This is a genomic window from Delftia sp. JD2 (genome assembly GCF_001682645.1).
GTDB lineage: Bacteria > Pseudomonadota > Gammaproteobacteria > Burkholderiales > Burkholderiaceae_C > Comamonas > Comamonas acidovorans.
Genome location: NZ_LFJT01000033.1, coordinates 1 through 21698, shown reverse-complemented (window position 1 = coordinate 21698; position 21698 = coordinate 1). Strand labels below are relative to the sequence as shown.

The 21698-nt window shown below is 67.0% G+C and carries 24 protein-coding genes and 1 tRNA gene; 16 read left to right on the top strand and 9 right to left on the bottom strand.

Translation table 11 applies throughout. The annotated features are described in order from the left end of the window. The first annotated feature begins 13 nt into the window (after positions 1 to 13). Genes ACM14_RS18185 through ACM14_RS18175 form a run of 3 tightly spaced genes read left to right on the top strand, consistent with a single transcriptional unit; the run spans position 14 to position 1913 of the window. A complete protein-coding gene (locus ACM14_RS18185) occupies positions 14 to 469 on the top strand; it encodes a hypothetical protein (protein WP_254662081.1) in 456 nt (151 codons plus the stop codon). Next, positions 466 to 1272, top strand: coding sequence for a hypothetical protein (locus tag ACM14_RS18180; RefSeq protein WP_065346909.1), 807 nt, complete (start codon positions 466 to 468; stop codon positions 1270 to 1272). Before ACM14_RS18185 ends, ACM14_RS18180 begins: the two co-directional genes overlap by 4 nt. Beyond that, a complete protein-coding gene (locus tag ACM14_RS18175) occupies positions 1272 to 1913 on the top strand; it encodes a hypothetical protein (RefSeq protein WP_065346908.1) in 642 nt (213 codons plus the stop codon). The genes ACM14_RS18180 and ACM14_RS18175 overlap by 1 nt, the downstream gene beginning before the upstream one ends. 51 nt (positions 1914 to 1964) lie before the next feature. Here ACM14_RS18175 and ACM14_RS18170 read toward each other — a convergent pair whose 3' ends face one another. Both ACM14_RS18170 and ACM14_RS18165 read right to left on the bottom strand, forming a co-directional pair. Next, complete coding sequence (locus tag ACM14_RS18170) at positions 1965 to 2315, bottom strand: DUF1304 domain-containing protein (RefSeq protein ID WP_065346907.1); 351 nt, start codon at positions 2313 to 2315, stop codon at positions 1965 to 1967. A 100-nt stretch (positions 2316 to 2415) separates the two neighbouring features. Next, positions 2416 to 2793 (bottom strand): bacteriocin, encoded by a 378-nt coding sequence (locus tag ACM14_RS18165; protein ID WP_065346906.1) that lies wholly within the window; start codon positions 2791 to 2793, stop codon positions 2416 to 2418. A 403-nt stretch (positions 2794 to 3196) separates the two neighbouring features. Between ACM14_RS18165 and ACM14_RS18160 the strand changes: the two genes are divergently transcribed. The 6 genes from ACM14_RS18160 (at position 3197) to ACM14_RS18135 (ending at position 7270) form a co-directional block, all read left to right on the top strand. Beyond that, positions 3197 to 3553, top strand: coding sequence for a PRC-barrel domain-containing protein (locus tag ACM14_RS18160; RefSeq protein ID WP_013803850.1), 357 nt, complete (start codon positions 3197 to 3199; stop codon positions 3551 to 3553). A gap of 129 nt (positions 3554 to 3682) precedes the next feature. Then, positions 3683 to 4033: a four-helix bundle copper-binding protein gene (locus tag ACM14_RS18155; RefSeq protein ID WP_013803851.1), complete on the top strand. Its 351-nt coding sequence runs from the start codon at positions 3683 to 3685 to the stop codon at positions 4031 to 4033. Positions 4034 to 4184: 151 nt separating this feature from the next. Next, positions 4185 to 4544 carry a hypothetical protein gene (locus ACM14_RS18150; RefSeq protein WP_012203894.1) on the top strand — a complete coding sequence of 120 codons (360 nt, stop codon included), beginning with the start codon at positions 4185 to 4187 and terminating at the stop codon, positions 4542 to 4544. Positions 4545 to 4678: 134 nt separating this feature from the next. Beyond that, on the top strand, positions 4679 to 4960 hold the full coding sequence (locus tag ACM14_RS18145) for an H-NS family nucleoid-associated regulatory protein (protein WP_012203893.1): 282 nt from the start codon (positions 4679 to 4681) through the stop codon (positions 4958 to 4960). A gap of 265 nt (positions 4961 to 5225) precedes the next feature. Beyond that, positions 5226 to 6227, top strand: coding sequence for a hypothetical protein (locus ACM14_RS18140; protein WP_139093452.1), 1002 nt, complete (start codon positions 5226 to 5228; stop codon positions 6225 to 6227). Positions 6228 to 6250: 23 nt separating this feature from the next. After that, entirely contained in the window at positions 6251 to 7270 is a 1020-nt protein-coding gene (locus ACM14_RS18135; RefSeq protein WP_065346905.1) for a hypothetical protein, read from the top strand. A 101-nt stretch (positions 7271 to 7371) separates the two neighbouring features. Here ACM14_RS18135 and ACM14_RS18130 read toward each other — a convergent pair. Next, a tRNA-Ser gene (locus ACM14_RS18130) sits at positions 7372 to 7461 on the bottom strand. Between the two features lie 33 nt (positions 7462 to 7494). Beyond that, positions 7495 to 8811, bottom strand: coding sequence for a serine--tRNA ligase (gene serS, locus ACM14_RS18125; protein WP_012203833.1), 1317 nt, complete (start codon positions 8809 to 8811; stop codon positions 7495 to 7497). 137 nt (positions 8812 to 8948) lie between these two features. Between serS and ACM14_RS18120 the strand changes: the two genes are divergently transcribed. After that, complete coding sequence (locus ACM14_RS18120) at positions 8949 to 9647, top strand: CBS domain-containing protein (RefSeq protein WP_012203832.1); 699 nt, start codon at positions 8949 to 8951, stop codon at positions 9645 to 9647. Positions 9648 to 9723: 76 nt separating this feature from the next. Here the strand turns inward: ACM14_RS18120 and ispH are convergent, their stop codons facing one another. Continuing rightward, positions 9724 to 10722 carry a 4-hydroxy-3-methylbut-2-enyl diphosphate reductase gene (gene ispH / locus ACM14_RS18115; RefSeq protein WP_012203831.1) on the bottom strand — a complete coding sequence of 333 codons (999 nt, stop codon included), beginning with the start codon at positions 10720 to 10722 and terminating at the stop codon, positions 9724 to 9726. 1 nt (position 10723) lies between these two features. Beyond that, entirely contained in the window at positions 10724 to 11194 is a 471-nt protein-coding gene (locus ACM14_RS18110) for a peptidylprolyl isomerase (RefSeq protein ID WP_012203830.1), read from the bottom strand. A 97-nt stretch (positions 11195 to 11291) separates the two neighbouring features. Between ACM14_RS18110 and radC the strand changes: the two genes are divergently transcribed. From radC to ACM14_RS18085, 5 genes are all read left to right on the top strand, one after another. Then, complete coding sequence (gene radC / locus ACM14_RS18105; protein ID WP_043824817.1) at positions 11292 to 11972, top strand: DNA repair protein RadC; 681 nt, start codon at positions 11292 to 11294, stop codon at positions 11970 to 11972. A 49-nt stretch (positions 11973 to 12021) separates the two neighbouring features. Continuing rightward, entirely contained in the window at positions 12022 to 12534 is a 513-nt protein-coding gene (locus ACM14_RS18100) for a sigma-70 family RNA polymerase sigma factor (RefSeq protein ID WP_065346934.1), read from the top strand. A gap of 8 nt (positions 12535 to 12542) precedes the next feature. Next, positions 12543 to 13535: a FecR domain-containing protein gene (locus tag ACM14_RS18095; protein WP_065346904.1), complete on the top strand. Its 993-nt coding sequence runs from the start codon at positions 12543 to 12545 to the stop codon at positions 13533 to 13535. A 97-nt stretch (positions 13536 to 13632) separates the two neighbouring features. Continuing rightward, positions 13633 to 16203, top strand: coding sequence for a TonB-dependent receptor (locus ACM14_RS18090; protein WP_084027402.1), 2571 nt, complete (start codon positions 13633 to 13635; stop codon positions 16201 to 16203). 68 nt (positions 16204 to 16271) lie between these two features. After that, positions 16272 to 16931, top strand: a complete 660-nt coding sequence (locus ACM14_RS18085) for a Smr/MutS family protein (protein WP_013803859.1) — start codon at positions 16272 to 16274, stop codon at positions 16929 to 16931. A 30-nt stretch (positions 16932 to 16961) separates the two neighbouring features. Here the strand turns inward: ACM14_RS18085 and ACM14_RS18080 are convergent, their stop codons facing one another. Next, entirely contained in the window at positions 16962 to 18245 is a 1284-nt protein-coding gene (locus tag ACM14_RS18080) for an MFS transporter (protein ID WP_043824820.1), read from the bottom strand. A gap of 35 nt (positions 18246 to 18280) precedes the next feature. Further along, complete coding sequence (locus ACM14_RS18075) at positions 18281 to 18787, bottom strand: MarR family winged helix-turn-helix transcriptional regulator (protein ID WP_065346903.1); 507 nt, start codon at positions 18785 to 18787, stop codon at positions 18281 to 18283. Between the two features lie 105 nt (positions 18788 to 18892). Here ACM14_RS18075 and ACM14_RS18070 point away from each other — a divergent pair, with 105 nt between their 5' ends. Next, positions 18893 to 19513: a PaaI family thioesterase gene (locus ACM14_RS18070; protein WP_065346902.1), complete on the top strand. Its 621-nt coding sequence runs from the start codon at positions 18893 to 18895 to the stop codon at positions 19511 to 19513. Between the two features lie 72 nt (positions 19514 to 19585). On the opposite strand, the gene ACM14_RS18065 is transcribed toward ACM14_RS18070, so the two are convergent. Then, the gene (locus tag ACM14_RS18065) at positions 19586 to 21664 is read right to left on the bottom strand and encodes a bifunctional 2',3'-cyclic-nucleotide 2'-phosphodiesterase/3'-nucleotidase (protein ID WP_065346901.1); all 2079 of its coding nucleotides are present in this window, start codon (positions 21662 to 21664) and stop codon (positions 19586 to 19588) included. Positions 21665 to 21698: the final 34 nt, after the last annotated feature.

Genomic DNA, 21698 nt, shown 5'->3' with positions numbered 1-21698 from the left:
GCCGCTCCTGTGCATGGCGCTGGCCTGGGCCACGGCCCTCGCGGCGCATGCCGAAGTGGCGCGGCTGGACGACTCGGCTTCGCCCCGGTCCCAGGTGCGCAGCGACTTCGCCCGGGCCAGGGTCGTCGGCGAGCGGCTGCTGGAGCTGCCCATGGGACGCATCGAATACCGGCTGGCCACGGCGCCCCATGTCGGCAGCACGGCGCGCATCTTCTATGTGATTCCCGCCCTGGTCACGGGCCTGCGCTCGCCTGCGGGCATGCAGGTGCGGTGGCGCGGCAATGGCGTCTTTGCGGGCGGCACGGGCCGGCCCGGCGACCGGGTCCAGGTCTGGAACGGCGTGGTCCGCACGCCCTGGATGGCCGAGGTTTTCGACCTCACGCTGCACATCGACCCCGCCGAGCTGCGCCTGACCCGGGGCTCGGCACTGAGCTTCGAGTCCTACTTCGAGATCGAGACCCTGCCATGAAAGCTCCTCCCATCGCCGTTTCACTGGCCCTGCTGATCGCCTGCAGCGGCGGCGCCGCCGCACCGTTCGAGCTGGCCGTGGCGCCCTCGCGTTTCGAGCTGTCGGCCAAGCCGGGGGCGCGCACGGGCCAATCGCTGGACATCCACAACCTGGCCTCGGCACCCACCGAGGTGGCCATGCGCACCATCGACTGGACCTATTCCGACACGGGCGACATCACCTACCACGACGAACTGCTGCCCGGCAGTTGCCGGCCCTGGGTGCTGCTGGAGCGGCGCAGCGTCACGATTGCAGGCCGCAGCAAGAAGGCCTTCCGCTTTCAGGTGGAGCCGCCTGCCGATGCGCCGCGCGGCGAATGCCGCTTCATGATCGCCATCGAAGGCGTGGAGCCCGCGCAGCAGACCGTCATACGCAGCGGCGGCGCCAGCCTGAGCCTGCCTGTCACGGGCCGCATCGCGGTGGCCGTCTACGTGACGCTGGGAGGGGCTGCGCCCCAGCTGGACATTCGCCAGCTTTCCATGGCCGAAGACGGCAAGACGCGCCGCGCCCTGGTCACCGTCAGCAACACCGGCGATGCCCATGGCCGGCTGGAAGGCAGCCTGGACGCCGTGGACAACAAGGGCCGCCGCTTCGAACTGGTGCCGGAAGGCACGCCCATACTGCCCGGCCAGACACGCACGCTGGCCCTCATGCCCAAGGGTGAAGACGGCCAGCCCGCCCCGCCGCCCGCGTATCCGGTCAAGGCCAAGGGCAGCCTGGACTGGGAAAAAGGCAGCTTCAAGATCGATGTGGAACTGAAGTGATGGCAACCAGGCCGATCGCGTGGCTGGCCCTGTCCATGGCGCTGGGCGGCCTGGGCCACACCGTGCATGCGGCGTCCAGCACCACAGGCCCCAGCCTGCTGGTGCCGCTGAGCACCTCGGTGAACCTGGACTTCACCATCGCCATCGACAAGTTCATCTTCTTTCGCATAGGCGACGGCACCTGGCCCACGCCCGGCGGCACGACCAGCAGCGTGGCCTTTGTGCTCGCCCCGTCCATCCCTGGCGTGCCCACCACGCCCGTGGCGGGCAGCAACACCTCGGTGAACTGGAGCGGCGCGGCTCCCAGCTTCAGCATCACGCCCAGCGGCAATGTGCTGCCGGTGGAGGTGCGCAGCAACGCAGGCCAGGTCACGCTGCGCGCCACCGCCACCACGGCGCTGGCCAGCGGGGCCAATACCATCCCGCTGTCGGAGATCACCATCGCCACCAGCGACAGCAACCTGCCCGCACCGCTGATACCCAATACGGGAACGGGCGCAGCGGTCAACGTGGTGGCCACCGCCTTTGCGGGGCTGGTCACCCAGCGCACGGCGAACTGGACGCTGTCCTATGCCAACCTGGCCTCCCGCAGGGCAGGCACCTACACCGGGCTGGTCACCTTCACGGCCAGCTCGCCCTGAGCGCTTTGGGAGCTTTGGGAGCTTTGGGCGATTTGGGCGCTTCGGGCGCGCTCAAAGGCCCAGGTACAGCGCAATCAGCGACACAGCAGCCGGCACGGCCTGCACCCAGAGGATCTTGCGGCTGGCCGTGGCGGCGCCATACACGCCGGCCACCAGCACGCAGATCAGGAAGAAGTACTTGAAGCCCAGGCCATCGGCCCCCTGCGCCAGCCCCCAGATCAGCCCGGCGGCGAGAAAGCCGTTGTACAGGCCCTGGTTGGCGGCCAGTGTCCTGGTCTGCAGGGCAAATTCGGGCGTCAGGCCAAACGCGCGGCGTCCGGCCGGCTTGTCCCAGAGAAACATCTCCAGCACGAGGATGTAGACATGGATTGCGGCGACGATGCCGATGAGTACGTTGGCCATCTGGGGTGGGAAGAAAGTGGACAGGCCTCTGTATACGGGATGCACCCACACGCGTCCATGGCCGCTGCGCTACACAGGGCCTGCCACCACCCCTTCCCTGTCACCCGGAAGACTTGCTGCCGGGGTGCGACGGTTTTTCAGCGCCCTGCGCAGGTGCCACGGCGCCAGCGGCCGCACCGCCCAGCGCACCGGCCACGCTGCCTACCGTGCCGCCGACCACCACGCCCACCGGGCCGGCAATCGCAGCACCCGCCGCAGCGCCTGCAGCGGCTCCGGCCAGCACGCCACCGCCGATGAAAACCGAGCGCGACTCGCGCTCTGCATCCTCGGGCGACAGTTCGAACTGCGCGGACGCATCGGGGTCCTGCGAAGGAACACCGTGGCCGGGGCGTGCCTGCTCGACAAGGTCTTCATCCTCGGGGGCATCCGTGGACACCGGCTGGATGGGCTGGATGGATGGCTTGTTGCTTGCATTCATGGGGCTCTCCTTCGGGGCATGCCACACGCATGCGGGACTGCCTGCGCTTCATTGCCCTGTCGTTTTTGTTGTACGCCTCGCCCTGCCGCGCCGCAGCCGGCCCAGGCTGCTGCCCCGCGTCAGCCAAGGCCCGCAGCCCCGCCGACCTTGACTACAGGGGCTCGTAGGACCTGGCCTCCGCCGCCCAAGGCACCTCCTACGCACGTCGCGGCGGCCCGACTACCCGGTGCCCGCAGATGCCGTCCTAAGCTAGAACCCAGAAGCACACAGGCTTCGACTTCGCCAGGCGATGCACAGGTTTTCTTGACGGGCCGGCTACCGCGCCCCATTCAAAGCCGCATCGCTCAGCCGCCAGACGCACCGCGCTGGCGGGTCAGCACAAACCCACTCACTGGAGAACGTCATGGTCACACCCAACACCGCATCGAGCGTCATTTCTTCCGAAACCGTCAGCGGCACCAATGTCTACAACCCGGCAGGCGACAAGCTGGGGACCATAGACACGCTGATGATCGACAAGCTGTCCGGCAAGGTGCGCTACGCCGTCATGGAGTTCGGCGGCTTCCTGGGCATCGGCACGGATCGCTATCCGCTGCCCTGGGAATCCCTCAAGTACGAGCCCAACATGAATGGCTACGTGGTATCGCTGACGCGTGAGCAACTGGACAACGCTCCACGCTATGAGCGCGATACGGCTCCGGCATACACCGATGAATATGGCCGCCGCGTGAACGACTACTACGGCGTGCCCTACCTGTAAATCCCGACCCTTGCGGTCTTTGACACAGCCCCGCTCGCGGGGCGTTTTCTTTGGTGCGGATAGCTGCCAGCAAATGGCCAAGGAAGAACGCCCTGCGCGACTTCACTCCCTCATTCCTGGAGAACTGCCATGAATACCACCCCACCAGCCATCGACTACAAGGCCTGCATGGACGCCTGCCAGGCCTGCGTCATTGCCTGCAATACCTGCGCCGCCGCCTGCCTGAAGGAGTCAGACGTCCAGATGATGGCCGCCTGCATTGCCCAGGACCTGGAATGCGCGCAGATCTGTGAACTGGCCGTGGCCGCAATGGCGCGCCAGAGCCCGCATGCGCCGGACATCTGCCGCCTGTGCGCCCAGATCTGCCAGGCCTGCGCCGACGAATGCAGCAAGCATTCCCACGACCATTGCCAGACCTGCGCGGCAGCCTGCCAGCAATGCGCCATGTCGTGCAATCTCATGGGCATGCAGTCGCACTGACACGGCTGGCATGGGCCATGACAGCCGCCCTGGCAGAAATCCTGCAAACACGCAGGAAAAAACGCCACCGGCGCTGTCGCCAAACGCCGCGCCTTCGCGGAACCGGGCATGCCTACACTTTGATGCATATCCAGGCACACAGGAGGCAAACATGGCACTCGAAATCAGCGCAGAGGAACGGTTCTTCACCCTGCTGAACCAGTTGAAGCACATGCCTCCCTGCTCATCCCGCCAGGAGGCACACGACATGCTGTTGCTGCTCTGGATGCGCATCTGCGAAGGCGCCGGCGCTCGCCGTGAATTGCTCAACCGCATGCGGCAACGCACGCTGTGCGCAGAACATGGCTGGAAAAACCTCGACAAAAGCCCTTGCCATCTGGATTCGGACACCCTGCCGGGCATCCGCATCTATCTGCATTCCAACGGCACCATCGTCATTCAAAGACAGGGGGGAGCGCAGGATTCCGAAATCCTGCACTTCAGCGCCAGGCGCGAATTTGCCGAGGCCTAGGCCCGGTCTGCGCGCAGCGCATGGGGGCAGTCGGAGCAGAGGCTAGGTGCAAACACCAACGATGTCCCACATGCGACATGGGCCCTGTCTCCATAGAATGCGTCATTGTGTAGCACACTATCCATGAGGAATACATGACAGCAGATTACAAAACCCTCCTCCAGCAGAAGGCCGAGCTTGAGGCAAAGATCGCCGCCACCCTGAAGGCGGAAAAAGGCGGAGTCATCGCCAAGGTCCGCGAACTCGTCGAGCAGTTCGGTCTGACCCAGGATGACATCTTCAGCACCGGCAAGGCCAAGTCCGCCAGCATTGGCGTGGCCAAATACCGCGACCCCGCCAGCGGAGCCACCTGGACCGGCCGGGGCAAACCGCCGCGCTGGATTGAAGGCAAGGACCGCAAGGCCCTCGAGATCTGAGCACGGCCCGCCAACGCGGGCCTTTTTTATGGCTGCAACTGCCTGCTGCGTCAGCACAGGCTGCAGTTGCACTACCATCATTGCGTTGTTCTGCAAAGGCAACAGAGCCTTGAGCAACTCACAGGGCCTTTGGCAAAGACGCTCCCCTGCCAGGAGTCTGCGCCGCAAGCCAAGATGCCTTTGCGCAGCACATCTGATCTCATGCAAATCGGCCCACGCCGCGCAGCTTCAGCGATCATTATTCATACTGCATCGAAAAGACATCATGCTTGATGGATCAAAAACACTGGTGATGATTGCTTTCTTTTGGATGACCATGGTCCATGGTGCATCAGGGCAAAACATCCAATCACCGATCTTGCTTCATGAAAGAACATCGCCCACTGCTTTTCCAGTCGCCATTTATCGTGGCATCAAGGTGGATGATTTCAGAAAACTGGTGATCAGTGCTTTCGAAAGCGCCCGGTTTTCCCATACGGCCATTGAAAAATCGAAGGATGGAACGGCGCAATACAAATTCTTCTATTCCGTGGCGACGGGTGGAAAAATTCAGCGCGTTGATGTGGTCCTGCGGGTGGACGAGAACCTTGACAAGAGCAAGAGATGCGCCAGTTGCTTCTTGCGGCTGACCATGATTCCCGATCTCCCCAGCCTTCAATCTTCTTCGTGGATGCTTCAGTACGATCTGAGTCGCCAGGTTTTTTCGGCCATCGATCAAGCCTATGCCAGCATTCACGATCTCGGGCGAAAATCCATGGACGCGGATTTCGGTTTCAACTATAGAAACAAGTGGCGAGGAGAAAGAAATCTATACGAAAACTCATTTGTCGGCATTGATCCATCAAGTCTGAAGACCATGATCATCGACGCATACAGCGTTGCCGGTTTCAAGCTTGCAGGCGATACAACGAAGGATTCCATCCTTTCCGAATTGACCTTCTCTTTTCCCATCGCTCCAGATCAGACCGAAGGTGTTGTCTACAAGATTTCTCTGGCAAGCCAACTCGACGCAAGCAATCGCTGCTATCCCTGTGAGATCAGTGAGGTCTATGACCCTCACCAGCGACTGCCGGCAGCGGGCCTGTCTGGCATGTCCAGCCGGCTGACGCTCGAGTCACGCTTTACCGCTGCCCGCATGCAGGCGCTTGAAAAGCTCAAGAGTGGCACCGAGCACTATTTGCGCCCGGAAACCGTTTTCACCATCCCGCCAAAGCCCGCACCGCTCGGGTCGCCCCGGCCGCAGATCCAGCCACCCATCGTCACATGACTGCCCTGCCACACGCAAACGCCATGCGTGCCGGCCTGCTGGCACGGCATCCAGGGTTCGACGGCCTGTTCATTGCCGGCACGCTGGCATTGGCCCTCGGCATGACGGCCATGGCTTCGATATCGCCTGCCATGCTGCTCGCCATCGTGCTGGTGGATACCTGGCTTTTCGCCAATCCTCATGTCATGGCCACCTTGACCCGGATCGGAGCCAGCATGGCCGATATCCGACGCCATCGCTTCCTGATCTTTGGCCTGCCCGTGATCGTGCTCGGCGGTGTGGTGGCGACCGTGCTGGCATTCGAGGTCGCCGGGCTGTTCACGCTCTATTTCTGCGCGCAGAGCTATCACGTGGCGAGGCAGTCCTTCGGCATCGCCAGGGCCTATCGGCGCTCAGGGATGCATCCCTTTCGCCAGGACAGGCTCGCCGAAGCCCTCATCTACCTCGTTGCCGCGTGGGGGCTGCTTGCCCGCTGCGCCCAGGCGCCCGAGACCTTTCTGGGCTATCCCATCCAACTGCCTGCCGTACCCGCCCAGGCGGCCAATGCGATGGGCGTTGCGGCCATCGCTTGCAGCGCCTTCTGGCTATGGCGACAGGCTCGCCTGGCTCTGACGGGAAACATCGATTGGCGTCACGATGGCTTTGTGGCCTCGCATGCATTCACCTGCTTCGTGGCCTACATCTGGATCACCGACATCACGCTCGGATGGCTCCTGATCAATCTGTGGCACAACCTGCAGTACCTGCTATTCGTCTGGGTGCAGAACATCCGCCGCGAGCGACAGACACAAGCCGACAAGGCGTCGGAGACCGGCTTGTGGAAGAACGCTGCCCGGTATGGTGGTGTGTGCCTGGCACTGGGCTCAATGCTCTACCTGGCCATCGACTGGGCAGGCACACAACTGCTCTGGCTGGGGCTGCCCACTGTGCTAATAGCGCACTTCACCCTTGGTTTCCATCACTATCTGGTGGACGGGGTGATTTGGAAGCGGCGTGCTGCCTCAGCGGAGCATGGCTCACTTGTCAGGCGCGATTGCAAGTAAGCAACCGGGCAAGGCCTTCCCATTCCCATTGCAGGCGGCCACCGGCACGCCAGAAACAGAAAAACCCAGTGCCGTTTTCACAGCACTGGGTTTCATGTTTCTGGCGGAGAGGGAGGGATTCGAACCCTCGGTACGTTCGCACGTACGCCTGATTTCGAGTCAGGTACAATCGACCACTCTGCCACCTCTCCGCAGCGTCGAAGCTGAAATTATAGCCTAAAAATTCAGGCCTTCAGCAAAGTCTGTCCACCCATGTACGGGCGCAGCGCCTCGGGGATGGTCACCGAGCCGTCCGCGTTCTGGTAGTTCTCCAGCACCGCCACCAGCGTGCGGCCCACGGCCAGGCCGGAACCGTTGAGCGTGTGCACCAGCTCGTTCTTGCCCTGGGCATTCTTGAAGCGTGCCTGCAGGCGGCGCGCCTGGAAGGCCTCGCAGTTGGAGACCGAGCTGATCTCGCGGTAGGTGTTCTGCGCAGGCAGCCAGACTTCCAGGTCATAGGTCTTGGCCGCGCCAAAGCCCATGTCGCCCGTGCACAGGCTCATCACGCGGTAGGGCAGGCCCAGCTTCTGCAGCACGGCCTCGGCGTGGCCCGTCATTTCTTCCAGCGCCTCGTAGCTCTTTTCCGGATGCACGATCTGCACCATCTCGACCTTGTCGAACTGGTGCTGGCGGATCATGCCGCGCGTGTCGCGGCCGTAGCTGCCGGCCTCGGAGCGGAAGCAGGGGCTGTGGGCCGTGAGCTTGATGGGCAGCTGGTCCTCGGCCACGACCACGTCGCGCACGAAGTTGGTCAGCGGCACTTCGGCCGTGGGAATCAGGTAGAGCGCCGCGTTGTCGGGCACGGGCTCGCCGTCCTGGCCGCCCTTCTTGGCGGCGAACAGGTCGCCCTCGAACTTGGGCAACTGGCCCGTTCCCTTGAGCGAGTCGGCATTGACGGCGTAGGGCACATAGCACTCGGTGTAGCCATGCGAGTCGGTCTGCAGGTCGATCATGAACTGCGCCAGGGCGCGGTGCAGGCGGGCGATGGGGCCCTTCATCACGGTGAAGCGCGAGCCCGACAGCTTGACGCCCATGTCGAAGTCCAGCCCCAGCGGCTGGCCCACGTCCACATGGTCCTTGACCTCGAAATCAAAGGTCTTGGGCGTGCCCCAGCGGCGCGCCTCCACATTGCCGCTTTCGTCCGCACCGACGGGCACGCTGTCGTGCGGCAGGTTGGGCACGGCCAGCAGCATGGTCTGCAGCTCGCCCTGGATCTGCTCCAGGCGCGTGGCCGACTGGTCCAGCTCGGTCTTGAGGCTGCCGACTTCGGCCTTGGCGGCCTCGGCAGCGTCCTTCTCGCCCTTGCCCATCAGCATGCCGATCTGCTTGGACAGCTGGTTGCGCTTGGACTGCAGCTCCTCGGTCCGTGTCTGCAGGGACTTGCGCTCTGCTTCCAGGGACTGGAAGGCCTCCACGTTCAGGAAGGCCTGGGGCTTTTTGCGGGTCTCCAGCCGTGCGACGGCCGAGTCAAGGTCTTTGCGAAGAAGAAGGATATCGAGCATAGCCGGCAATTTTAGGCGGTATCGCCATGGCAGCGCCCGCCCCTGGGCGTTGGGGGTCTTGCCACTACAGAAATCCCGCACCAGCGCCGATACTTCCGATATGCCGCCCACAGCGGTTTGCGCACCCGGGAGCACCCATGTTTTTTGTCTTCGGTCCCAACGGACAGATGTTTCGCGGTCCCGCCGAGCGGCTGGGCCAGGTGGCGCCCGTGCGCCGCGTACAACGCCCGCAGGCCCTGCGCACGCGCTCGGCCGATGTGATGGCGGGCGACGCCGCCGCCTCGTTCCCCGCCATCCTGGCCGACCTCGCGGGCCAGCCTGCCGCCGCGCCGGAGCCCGCGCCGCGGCTGCGCGGAGCGGTCGATGCCTACCTTTCCACGGAAAAAGGCCCCAGCCAGCCACGCCAGCCCCTGCAGACCGTGGCCGACGTGATGAGCCACGAGGCCGTGACGGTATCGCCCGAGGCCGGTGTCAACGACGCCTGGCGCGTGCTGGCCGAGCACGGCGTGGCCCAGGCGCCCGTGCTGGATGCCGGTGGCCGCGTGGTCGGGCTGCTGCTGCGTGCCGACATGGCGCCGCTGGACCTGCTGCCCGAGCCCGGTGCGATCAAGGACGCCATTGCCCTGGCGCGCCGGCCCGTGAACGAGGTCATGATCTCCCCCATTCCCACGGTGGCCACCACCACCGACCTGCGCCGCGTGGCCGGCGTGCTGCTGGAGACCGGCCTGCCGGGCCTGCCCGTGACCGATGAGCAGGGCCTGCTGGCCGGCTTCATCAGCCGCACCGACATCCTGCGCGCCGTGGCCTCCGATCCGCCGCTGGATCTGTGGAGCTGAGGCTTTCGGCCCCACCATGCAAAACGGGCGCCAGGCGCCCGTTTGCTTTTTGGCCAATGTCCGCTGCGCCTGCGGTTCAGCCGCCCGTCTCGGGCTGCTTGCCCACGGAGATCTCCAGCCCCGTGGCCGCGTCGATCTTCAGGCCCTTGGGCAGCGGGAACTTCACGGTCTCCTCGATGCCATCCATCTTGCGCACCGACAGAGCGCCCAGCTGGCGCAGGCGCTGGATGACCTCGTCCACCAGCACCTCGGGGGCGGAGGCCCCGGCCGTCAGGCCCACGCGCCCGGCATTGGCAAACCATTCCTCGCACAGCTCGCCCGCGTTGTCCACCATGTAGGCGGGCGTTCCCAGGCGCGCGGCCAGCTCGCGCAGGCGGTTGCTGTTGGAGCTGGTGGGGCTGCCCACCACGATGAGCACATCCACCTGCGGCGCCAGCACCTTGACGGCGTCCTGGCGGTTTTGCGTGGCGTAGCAGATGTCCTGCTGCTTGGGCTCGCGCACCTGCGGAAAGCGGGCGCGGATGGCCGCCGTGATGCCGGCGGCATCGTCCACCGACAGCGTGGTCTGCGTGACCACGGCCAGCTTCTCGGTCTGGCGGGGGGTGACACGGGCCACATCGGCCTCGTCCTCGACCAGGTGGATACCCTCGGACAGCTGGCCCATGGTGCCCTCGACCTCGGGATGCCCCTTGTGGCCGATCATCAGGAACTCGTAGCCTTCCTTGGCGAGCTTGGCCACTTCCACATGCACCTTGGTCACCAGCGGGCAGGTGGCGTCGAAGATGGAGAAACCGCGCCGCCGCGCCTCTTCCTGCACCGCCCGGCTCACGCCGTGGGCGCTGAACACCAGGGTGGAGCCGGGCGGCACGTCGTCCAGCTCCTCGATGAAGATCGCTCCCTTGGCCTTGAGATCGTTGACCACGAAGGTGTTGTGCACGATCTCGTGGCGCACGTAGATGGGCGCGCCGAACTTGGCCAGCGCACGCTCCACGATCTCGATGGCGCGGTCCACGCCGGCACAGAAGCCCCGGGGCTCGGCCAGCAGGATTTCCTGGGGCGAGGTCGAGTCCAGCACCTCAGAGCACCCCGATGATCTGCACTTCGAACGTCACCGGCTGGCCCGCCAGCGGGTGGTTGAAGTCGAACAGCACGGCGCCGTCCTCGCGCACCTGCACCACGGCGCCCGCGTAGCTGCCCAGGCCGTCGGGCGTGGGGAACTGCACCACGTCGCCGGGCGCGTACTGCTCGTGCGGGTCGCCCAGCTCGTTCATCAGCTTGCGCGCCACCCACTGCATCATGTCGCCGTTGCGCTCGCCGAAGGCTTCGCCGGCCGGCATCTCGAACGTGGTGCGCGTGCCTTCGGCCAGGCCCAGCAGGCGCTGCTCGACGGCGGGCGACAGCTCGCCCGCGCCCAGGGACAGCGTGGCGGGCTTGTCGTTGAAGGTGTTGATCACATCGCCTGCAGGCCCGGACAGGCGGTAGTGCAGCGTGAGGAACGAGCCGGTCTGGACCGTGGGGAGGGCCGAGGAAGAAGCGCTAGAGGTCATGGAAGTCCCGATAAACTGGCCCGTATTGTAGAAAAACATCCATGCCCCCACGCCCCGTGCAACGGTGTCCCTGCGACGCCCCCCACCTGGCTGAACCATGGCTCTCAAAGACCTGCCCGCCCAGGCCCAGCCGCGCGAAAAGCTCGCGGCGCGCGGCCCCTCGGCGCTTTCCGATATCGAACTGCTGGCCATCGTGCTGCGCACCGGCATGGCCGGCAAGGGCGTGCTGCAGCTGGCCCAGGAACTGCTGCAGCTGCCCGGCCGGGCCGGCCTGTCCGGGCTGCTTCAGGCCGGGCACGCCGACCTGAAGGCCATCAAGGGGCTGGGGCCTTCCAAGTGCGCGCAACTCCTGGCCGTGCTCGAACTGGCGCGCCGCGCCATGGCCGAGCAACTGCGCGAGCGCCCGGCCCTGGCCTCGCCCGAGGCCGTGGCGCGCTACCTGCAGCTGCACCTGGCGGCGCGCCAGCATGAGGTGTTCGCCGTGCTGTTCCTGGACGGCCAGAACCGGCTGATCGCGCTGGAAGAAATGTTCCGAGGCACGCTCACGCGCACCAGCGTCTACCCCCGGGAGGTGGTTCTGCGCGCCCTGCACCACCATGCGGGCGCCGTCATCCTGGCCCACAACCATCCCAGCGGACAGGTCCAGGCCAGCGCCGCCGACAAGGCCGTCACGCAGAGCCTGCAGGCCGCCCTGGGCCTGGTGGACATCCAGGTGCTGGACCATGTGATCGTGGCGCCCGGTGCCTCGCTGTCCATGGCCAGCGAGGGGCTGATGTAGGCAGACTCTGTAAAATGAGAAAAATTCTCATTTGCAAAACCGCTGCACCATGCCCTCCCCGTCCACCGCCGACCCGGTGCACACGCTCTACGTCGCCCACCATGACTGGCTGCACGGCTGGCTGCGGCGCAAGCTGGGCAATTCCCACCAGGCCGAGGACCTGGCGCACGACACCTTCGAGCGCGTGGTGGCGTCCCGGCAGGCCCATGCCATCCAGGAGCCGCGTGCCTACCTGACCACGCTGGCCCAGCGGGTGCTCTACAACTTCTGGCGCAGGCGCGAACTGGAGCAGGCCTGGCTCGATGCGCTGGCCACGCTGCCCGAGGAAGTGGCGCCCTCCCCCGAGGACTATGCCCTGGTGCGCGAAGCCATCGAGGCCCTGGACCAATGGCTGGACGGCCTGCCCCCGAAGGTGCGGCAGGCCTTCTTGCTGCGCCGGCTCGACGGCCTCAGGCACGCCGAGATCGCCGAGGCCATGGGCGTGTCCATTGCCACGGTGGAGCGCTACATGAAGCAGGCCCTGGTGCACCTGTACCTGTCGCCGCAGGCCTTCCCCGGCTGATCGCCTGCATGGATGCCGCCACCGATCAGGCCATCGACTGGCTGGTGCGCCTGGACTCGGGCCACGCCAGCGATGACGACCGCCGCGCCTTCGCCCTCTGGCTGCGCCAGTCGCCCGGCCATGCCCAGGCCTGGGCCATGGTGCAGCAACGCCTGTCCGCCGGGGTGGAGCCCGCCCTTGTGCAGTTGCGCCGGCAGGGCAGGGGCACGGCGGCCCTGGGCCTGCAGGCGCTGGTGGCGCCCATCCCGAAGGCCGCGCGCAGGCGCGGCCTGTTGCGCGGTGGGCTGGCCGCCCTCCTGGCCAGCACCGCCACGGCCTGGCTGGTGCACCGGCAAACACCGCTGACCACGCTGGCCGCCGACCTGCGCACGGGCACCGGCCAGCGCAGCCACCACCGGCTGCCGGACGGCAGCGAGATCGAACTGGACGCGCGCTCGGCCGCCGACATTGCCTATAGCGACACCCGCCGCCTGGTGCGCCTGCGCGAAGGCGCGCTGCTGGCGCAGGTGGCGGCCAGCGCGCCGGGCCAGCCCCTGCGCCCGTTTGTCGTGCAAAGCGCCCAGGGCACGGCCCAGGCGCTGGGCACGCGCTTCATGGTGCGCCAGACCGAAGACAGCACCCTGGTGCATGTGCTGGAGCACAGCGTGCTGCTCACCAGCCTGAACGGCCGGCAGCACCGGCTGCAGGAGGGCCGCAGCGCCTGGATCGACGCCGACGGCATCCGCACGCAGGACACCGCCCACCTGGCGCCGGCCGCCTGGGCCGACGGCGTCATCGACGTGCGCGACCAGCCGCTGGGCGAGGTGATCGACGCGCTGCGGCCCTACCAGGCCGGCATCATCCGCATCAGCCCCGAGGCCGCGCGCCTGCGGATCTTCGGCGTGTTCCAGCTGGCCCGGCCCGACCAGGTGCTGCAGGACCTGGTGGACACCCATCCCGTCAGCGTGCGCCGCTGGGGGGACTGGCTGACGGTGATCGACGTGCGAGATCGGTCCGCTTGAATCTTTTTTGCGCCGCGTGAGGGGTTTTGCCGCCCTTGTCGCACATACGGAATGAAAGCCCTTCATTTCCACCGCAACGACAAGGACCTCCGACTCCATGGCCTCCGCACGCCGCCCTCTCCGTATCCCGCAGCCTGGCAGCACGCCCGCACATCGCAGGCCGAGCCCGCCCTCGCTGCTGCTGCCCGTGGCCGCCGCGCTGGCCTGGTCGCTGTCCGCACCGCCGCAGGCCTGGGCACAGCCGGCGGCGGCCAGCACATCGCAGGCAGCCGCCACGCTGGAATGGAACCTGCCCGCCGGCGCGCTGGACGACTCGCTGGCGCGCATCGCCCGCCAGGCCCAGCGCAGCATCAGCGCCGACCCGGCCCTGCTGGCCGGCAAGCGCGCGCCCGCCATCCGGGGCAGCTACAGCGTGGAGCAGGCCGCCCAGCTGGCGCTGGGCGACAGCGGGCTGCGGCTGGCACGCACGCCCCAGGGCACGCTCACGGTGCTGGCCTCCGCCGCCGCGCCCGCGGCGTCACCGGCCACGGCAGCGCCGGGCCGCGCCCGGGACCATGCGCTGGCCGAGGTCAAGGTGGTCGCCCAGGCCGACCGGGCGGGCACGACCGAAGGCACGGGCAGCTACACCGCACGCGGCCCCAGCGGCGTGGCCACGGGCCTGGCGCTGAGCGTGCGCGACACGCCGCAGTCGGTCAGCGTGATGACCCAGCAGCGCATGGAGGACGAAAACCTCACCAGCATCAGCGACGTGCTGGCGCGCGTGCCGGGCATCTCCACCTCGGCGCTGGGCACCGAGCGCAGCAACGCCAACGCGCGCGGCTACCCCATCACCAACTACCAGCTCGACGGCGTCAGCACGCACACCGAATTCCTGGGCCTGGACGCCCTGCCCACGCAAAGCATTGCCGACATGGCGCTGTACGACCGCATCGAGGTGCTGCGCGGCGCCTCGGGCCTGACCACGGGCGCGGGCGATCCGTCCGGCATCGTCAACATGGTGCGCAAAAAGCCCACGGCGCAGTTCCAGGGCTCGGCCGAGGCCAGCGTGGGCTCCTGGGGCAACCGGCGCGGCGTGCTGGACCTGTCCTCGCCGCTCAATGCCTCGGGCAGCGTGCGCGGCCGCCTGGTCGCCGTGCACCAGGAGGGCGACAGCCACATCGACTTCTACAGCAAGAAAAAGGACGTGCTCTATGGCGTGATCGAGGCCGACCTCACCTCCACGCTCAAGCTCACCGCCGGGCTGGACCACCAGCGCGGCCGCTCGCGCGGCTCCATGGCCTACCTGGGCTTTCCGCTGTTCAGCAGCGACGGGCGGCAGACCGACTTCCCCGTCTCCTTCAACCCGGCCAGCCGCGACAACCGCTTCAACACCGACTCCACCAGCGCCTTCGTCACGCTGGAGCAGGCGCTGGCCAACCGGTGGCAGCTCAAGCTCTCGGCCAACTACCTGCGCTCCAACCAGCGCGAAGACGCGGTCTACCTGGCCGTCAACAACAGCCTGTTCGACCGGGAGACCGGCGATGGCCTGTCGCTCAACGCCGAGCGGCGCGACTACCGGCTGCGCAACAAATCCGTGGACATCAACCTGCGCGGCCCCTTCAACCTGGGCGGGCGCGAGCACGAGGCGGTGCTGGGCTTCGACTACACCGACTTCCAGAGCCTGACCGACGGCAGCTTCGACATCACGGGCCTGCGCAACAAGCCCGTCAACATCTACCAGTGGGACAGCAGCGGCAGCCCGGTGTTCGGCGACCGCTTCGTGGTCTTCGACAGCACGCGCCGCCAGACCAGCCTGTACGGCGCCGGCCGCTTTGCGCTGGCCGACGACCTCAAGCTCATCGTGGGCGGCAAGCTGTTCAACTACGACAGCGACTACCGCACCGACACCACGGCCGGATACCACGAGACCGCGCCCTCATCCGAGCGCCGCGTGTTCACACCCTACGCAGGCCTGGTCTACACGCTGAACCCGCAGCACACGCTGTACGCCAGCTTTGCCACCATCTACAGCCCGCAGACCTCGCGCGACCGCAACGGCTCCTTCCTGGACCCGCAGGAAGGCAACACCTACGAGGCGGGCATCAAGAGCGAATTCCTGGACGGGCGCCTGGCCACCAGCGCCGCCGTCTACCTCATCCGCCAGGACAACCTGGCCGAGTCCGACCCCGGCCAGTTCATCCCGGGCACCACCACCACCGCCTCGCGCGCCATCAAGGGCGCCAAGACGCGGGGCCTGGACCTGGAAGTCAACGGCGCCATCAACCGCCAATGGTCGATTGCCGCCTCCTACAACTTCAGCGCCTCCGAAGACGCCACGGGCCAGCGCATCAACACCACCTTCCCGCGCCAGATGGCCCGCCTGTGGACCACCTACCGCATGCCCGGCGAATGGCGCAGGCTGACCGTAGGCGGTGGTGTCAACTGGAGCAGCGGCATCGAGTACAGCGGCGAAGCCTGGCAGGTCGGCAAGCAGGTCAGCGCACGCCAGGCCTCCTACGCCGTGGCCGGGCTCATGGCCCGCTATGACGTGAGCGACCAGCTGTCGCTGACGCTGAACGTCAACAACCTGTTCGACCGCAAGTACATCGCGGCCATGTCCGGCTGGTGGTACTCGGGCATGTACGGCGCGCCGCGCAATGTCCAGGTCAGCGCCCGCTATCGCTTCTAGATCCACCAGGCCTTGAGAGGGCGCCATGGCCGCCGGGGTGCCGAAATTGCGGTACAACCGGCGTCACCATGACTTTGAAAGCCACCAGCCTGCAGGACCTCGCGCCAGTGCGCCGCGCACTGGCCGAAGCCGCCGCCCAAGAGGCCCTGCTCCAGCAGCAGCGCGCCGAGGCGGCGCGCCGCCTCCTGGCCGAGCAAAAGCTGTTCGAAAACACCGTGGGCCCGGTGCATGCGCTCAAGTCCGCGCACGCCCGCCACCTCCATGCCCCCGAGCCCCCCGAGCCGCTGCCCCTGCAGCTGGAGCTGGACGAGCAGCGCGTGCTGCAGGAGGCCATGAGCGACGAGTTCGACGTCAGCACCCTGCTGGACACCGACGACCAGCTCAGCTTCCGGCGCCCCGGCATCGGCCTGGACGTGACGCACAAGCTGCGCGCCGGCCAGTGGAGCATCCAGCGCCAGCTGGACCTGCACGGCCTGCGCGTGGACGAGGCGCGCGAGGCGCTGGGCCAGTTCATCCGCCTGTCGCACCGCACCGGCATACGCTGCGTGCGCGTGGTGCACGGCAAGGGCCTGGGCTCGCCGGGCAAGACCCCCGTGCTCAAGGGCCGCGTGCTGCGCTGGCTGGTGCAGAAAAAGGAAGTGCTGGCCTTTGTGCAGGCCCGCCCGGCCGAAGGTGGCGCGGGCGCCCTGGTCGTCCTGCTGCAGCCGGGCAAGCGCCAGCTGTACTGAGGGCGTGGATGGCGTGAACGGTAATGGTGTTCAGGCCGCGGCCACCGCCGCCGCCTTGCGCGCCCGCCCTATCACCAGCGCCATCACCGCCGCCACCAGGCAGGCCAGGCCGGCCGCATACAGCGCGGGCGTATAGGTCAGCAGCAACGTGCGCGTCAGGCCTGCGCCCCAGGCAGCGGTGGCCGCGCCCAGCTGGTGGGCCGCGAAGATCCAGCCGAACACCAGCCCCACCTTCTGCGGCCCGAAATGCTGGGCCGTGAGCTTGACCGTGGGCGGCACCGTGGCGATCCAGTCCAGCCCGTAGAACATGGCGAACAGGCCCAGGCCGTAGAAGGTGAACTCCGAATGCGGCAGCCAGAACAGCGACAGGCCGCGCAGCCCGTAGTACCAGAACAGCAGCTTGCGGTTGTCGTAGCGGTCCGACAGCCAGCCCGACAGCACGGTGCCCACGAAGTCGAAGGCCCCCATCATGGCCAGCACCGACGCGGCGGGCACCGCGCCCATTCCGTTGTCGCCGCACAGCGAGATGAAGTGCGTCTGCACCAGGCCGTTGGTGGACAGGCCGCAGATGAAGAAGGTGCCCGCCAGCAGCCAGAAGGTGCGGTTGCGCGCGGCCTCGGCCAGCACCTTGAAGGGCGTGCCGAAGTTCATGGCCATGGCCGGCGGCGGCGGGGCCGAGGCATCGCCGCCAAAGGGCACCAGGCCCAGGTCCGAAGGCCGGTCCCGCACGAACAGCAGAGCCAGCACCGCGATCAGGGCGCTGGCCACGAACACCGGCACCGTGGCCGAGCGCCAGCCCCAGTGCTCGATCATCCAGGCGGCCAGCGGCAGGAAGGCCAACTGCCCCGTGGCCGCACTGGCCGTGAGCACGCCGATGACCAGGCCCCGCCGCGCCGCAAACCAGCGGTTGGCCACCACGGCGCCCAGCACCAGCGCCGTCAGGCCCGTGCCCATGCCCAGCAGCAGGCTCCACAGCAAAAACAGATGCCACAGCTGCGTGGCCTGCGTCACCATCGCCATGGCGCCGCCCACCAGGGCCAGGCCCATGCACATCACGGCACGCAGGCCGAAGCGCTCCATCATCACGGCCGCAAACGGCCCCAGCAGGCCGAACAGCGCAAAGCGCAGCGCCAGGCTGCTCGATATCTGCTCCGTACTCCAGCCGAACTCGCGCGACAGCGGCTGCAGCATGGCGCCCGGCAGGCCCAGCGCGGCCGACATGGTCAGCATGGTGAGGAAAGTGATGGCCGCGACCAGCCAGCCGTAGTGGATGCCGCGCCGCTGCAGCCAGCGCGCCGTGGAGTTGGAGAGCATGGGAGTCTCTTCGGGGGTTGGGAATTCGGTAGGGCCTATGCCTGCGGGCCGTCTGCAGCGTTGCCATCGCCAGCGCCACCACCAGCGCCATCGCCATTGCCGCCATCGAGCAGCACCAGGCATTCGTCGATCAACGCATGCAGGGCCGCCACGCGCTCCAGGCCCACGCGGGCGTTGAGCTCGTTCTGTGCGGTCTTCCAGCTTTGCTTGGCCTCTTCGCGCTTGGCCTGGCCCGCGTCGGTGATGTGCACCAGGCGGCTGCGCTGGTCCTCGCCCTGGCCCATGCGCACCCAGCCGGCGTCGATCAGCGGCTTGAGGTTGCGCGTCAGCGTCGAGGCGTCCATGCGCATGCGCCGCGCCAGGTCCGAGGGCCGCACCGGACCGGCGGCCAGCACGTGGCTGAGCAGCGAGTACTGCGTGATGCGCAGCCCCGTCTCGTTCAGATGGGCGTCATACACCTGGCCCACGCTGCGCATGAGCTGGCGCACGCGGTGGTTGGTGCAGCCCTGGGGCACGGCGAGGATGTCTGGATTCACTGGCATGGCGCAAATTATTGCATATACAACTGTTGTAGATACAATAATATCCACACCGCCATCCCAGACAGCCTGGCGCCCGCACTTTTCCCAATGAAAGAGAGACATTCCATGGACACCCGCACCCACTCCCCGGAGCAGGCCGCCCACAGCCTCACCTCCGGCGCCACCTCCAGCCCCACCTCCGGCGCCATCTCCCCTGCCCTGCAAGCCTGGCTGGACGAGGAACAGGCGGTCACCCTCCGGCTGGACGCCGGCCCCGGCGCAGGCGTATCGCGCCCCGACCAGGTCGCAGGCCGCAGCGGGCTGGAGCTGATGCAGGCCATGCTGCGCGGCGAACTGCCCTACCCGCCCATTGCACGCACGCTGGACTTCATGCTGATTTCCGTGGGCGAAGGCAGCGCCGTCTTCCAGGGCCGCCCCGGCGCCAACCACCTCAACCCCATGGGCACGGTGCACGGCGGCTGGTTCGCCACCTTGCTGGACTCGGCGCTGGGCTGCGCCGTCCACACCTGCATGCCGCCGGGCCGGGGCTACACCACGGCCGAGCTGGGGGTGAACCTGGTCAAGGCCCTGACCCCGCGCGTGCCGCGCGTGCGCGCCGAAGGCCGCGTGCTGCACTGCGGCCGCCAACTGGCCACGGCCGAGGCGCGCCTGGTCGGCCCCGATGGCACGCTCTACGCCCACGCCACGACCACCTGCCTGGTGTTCGAGATGCCTCCTGCGCGCTGAAGCCCGTTCGGCACAAGCAAAAAAGCCCCGTGCCAGATGCACGGGGCTTTTTTGTTGCTTGCCTGCCGGAACTTACTTCGACAGATCCAGGCGGTACTTGGACGTGCCCTTGCCCGAGCCGTCATCGGCCGCCACCAGCGATATGTTGGCCAGGCCCGCCGCCTGCGCCACCGGCAGCGCGTTGGCGCCGGAGCTGAACACCACGTTGGCCGAGGTGGCCACCTTGGTGAAGCGCCAGCTCTTGGCCGCGCCATTGGCAGCGCGCGTGATGCTGCCCTTCTTGCGCACGTATCCGATCACCACGTCGCGGTTGGCGTCCGGCGAGGCCCAGATGGCGCTGGAGCCGTCGAGCTTGGCGATGAAACTCTTGCCGCTGGTGGCGCGGTAGTTGTTCGTGGCGATCACGAACTCCTGCGCCGGGTCGATGGCCTTTCCCAGGTACTGCAGGTTCCTGATGCGGCTGCCCACGGGCTGGGTCACGTCGATCTCGTACTGCACATCGGCCGTGGTGAACATGTCGAAGTTGTAGCCCGGGAAGGTGCTGATCAGCTGCTGCTCACCCGTCTTGGCCGGATCGATCTGGTTGAAGCGCTTGGCAGCGGCCTCCAGCCAGTCCTTGATGTCGGCGCCATTCACCTTCACCGCATACACGGTGTTGGGGTACAGGTACAGGTCGGCCGCGTTGTAGATGGCCAGCGGGCCCACGGCCACGTCGGTGTAGTCGGCGCCGCCCTGGAAGCCCGACTTGAACGGCGCGCTCACCGACAGCACGGGCAGCTGCGCGTACTGCGGCAGGCTGGCCTTCACATAGTCGGCCACATAGTCGCGCTGCGCCTGGTTGACGATCTGGATGGCGCCCGGGTCGCCCACATCGGCGAACAGCGTGCTCATGCGGAAGTCCGTGCTGCCGATGGGCGTCTTCACGTACTGGATGGCGGCCTGGTGCTGGCTCTCGATCAGCGGCGCCACCGTCGGGTCCACGGCCACGTAGGTGGCCTTGCCTGCAGCGTCCTTGCCGGTCTGGATATTGCGCAGCTCGCTCTTGCCCGCGCTCTTGTCCACGCTCCACTGCTTGCCGTCCCACTTCAGCGCCAGCTGGATCACGCCCAGCGCCTTGCCCCAGGAACTGGCCATCACCGACTGCACGCCGTTGATGGTGCCCGCCTTGTTGTCCACGCCCGCCTGCGTGAACGCCGGCGTGGCCGCCGTATCGGGGAACACGCTGTGCTGGTGGCCCATGACCATGGCGTCGATGCCGGCCACCTTGCTCAGGTGCAGGCCGGGGTTCTCCATCGTCGGCGAGTAGGCCGCGCCGTCCAGGCCGCCGTGCAGCATGGCCACCACCACATCGGCGCCCTTGGCGCGCATCTCGGGCAGGTACTTCTGGGCGGACTCCACGGCGCCTTCGGTGTAGAGCTTGCCCTCCAGATAGCGCTTGTCCCAGTTCATGATGCCCGGCGTGGTGAAGCCGATCACGCCGATCTTGATGGGCAGCTCCACCGCCTTGCCATCCTTGTCCTTGGCCGCGATCTTGCGCTCCAGAATCACGTAGGGCTGCACCAGCGGCTGCTTGGTCTTGCTGCTGTAGACATTCGACAGCGCCATGGGAAAGCCATTGCCCGCGCACTTGAGCGCCTTGTCCACGCCGTCCACATCCAGGCCGCCGCCCAGCACCTGGTTCAGGAAGGGCAGGCCGTAGTTGAACTCATGGTTGCCCAGCGTGCCCGCATCAAAGCCCAGAGCGCCCATGGCCTTGTACATGGACAGCTGCTGCGTGCAGGGGATCTTGGCCACCTCGGCCTCGTAATCGGCCAGGGCCGTGCCCTGGATGGTGTCGCCGTTGTCCACCAGCAGCGTATTGGCAAACTCCTTGCGCGCCGCACGCACCAGCGTGGCCGTGCGCTCGAAGCCGTAGGAGGCATCCTCGGCCAGCTTGAAATAGTCATAGCTGCGCACATTGAAGTGCAGATCCGTGGTCTCCAGCACGGCCAGCGTGGCCGTCGCGGGCTGGCTGGCCACCGGGGGCGTCGTGCTGTCGTTGCTGTCGCTGCCACCGCAGGCGGCCACCAGCGCGGCGCTGGCCAGGACGCTCAGCGCCAGGCGGCGGGACAGGAGCAGGGATTGCAATGTGGGGAGGTTGCTCAGCGGCATGTGGTTTTTGTGGGGGTGGTGAAGGGGGGGAGTT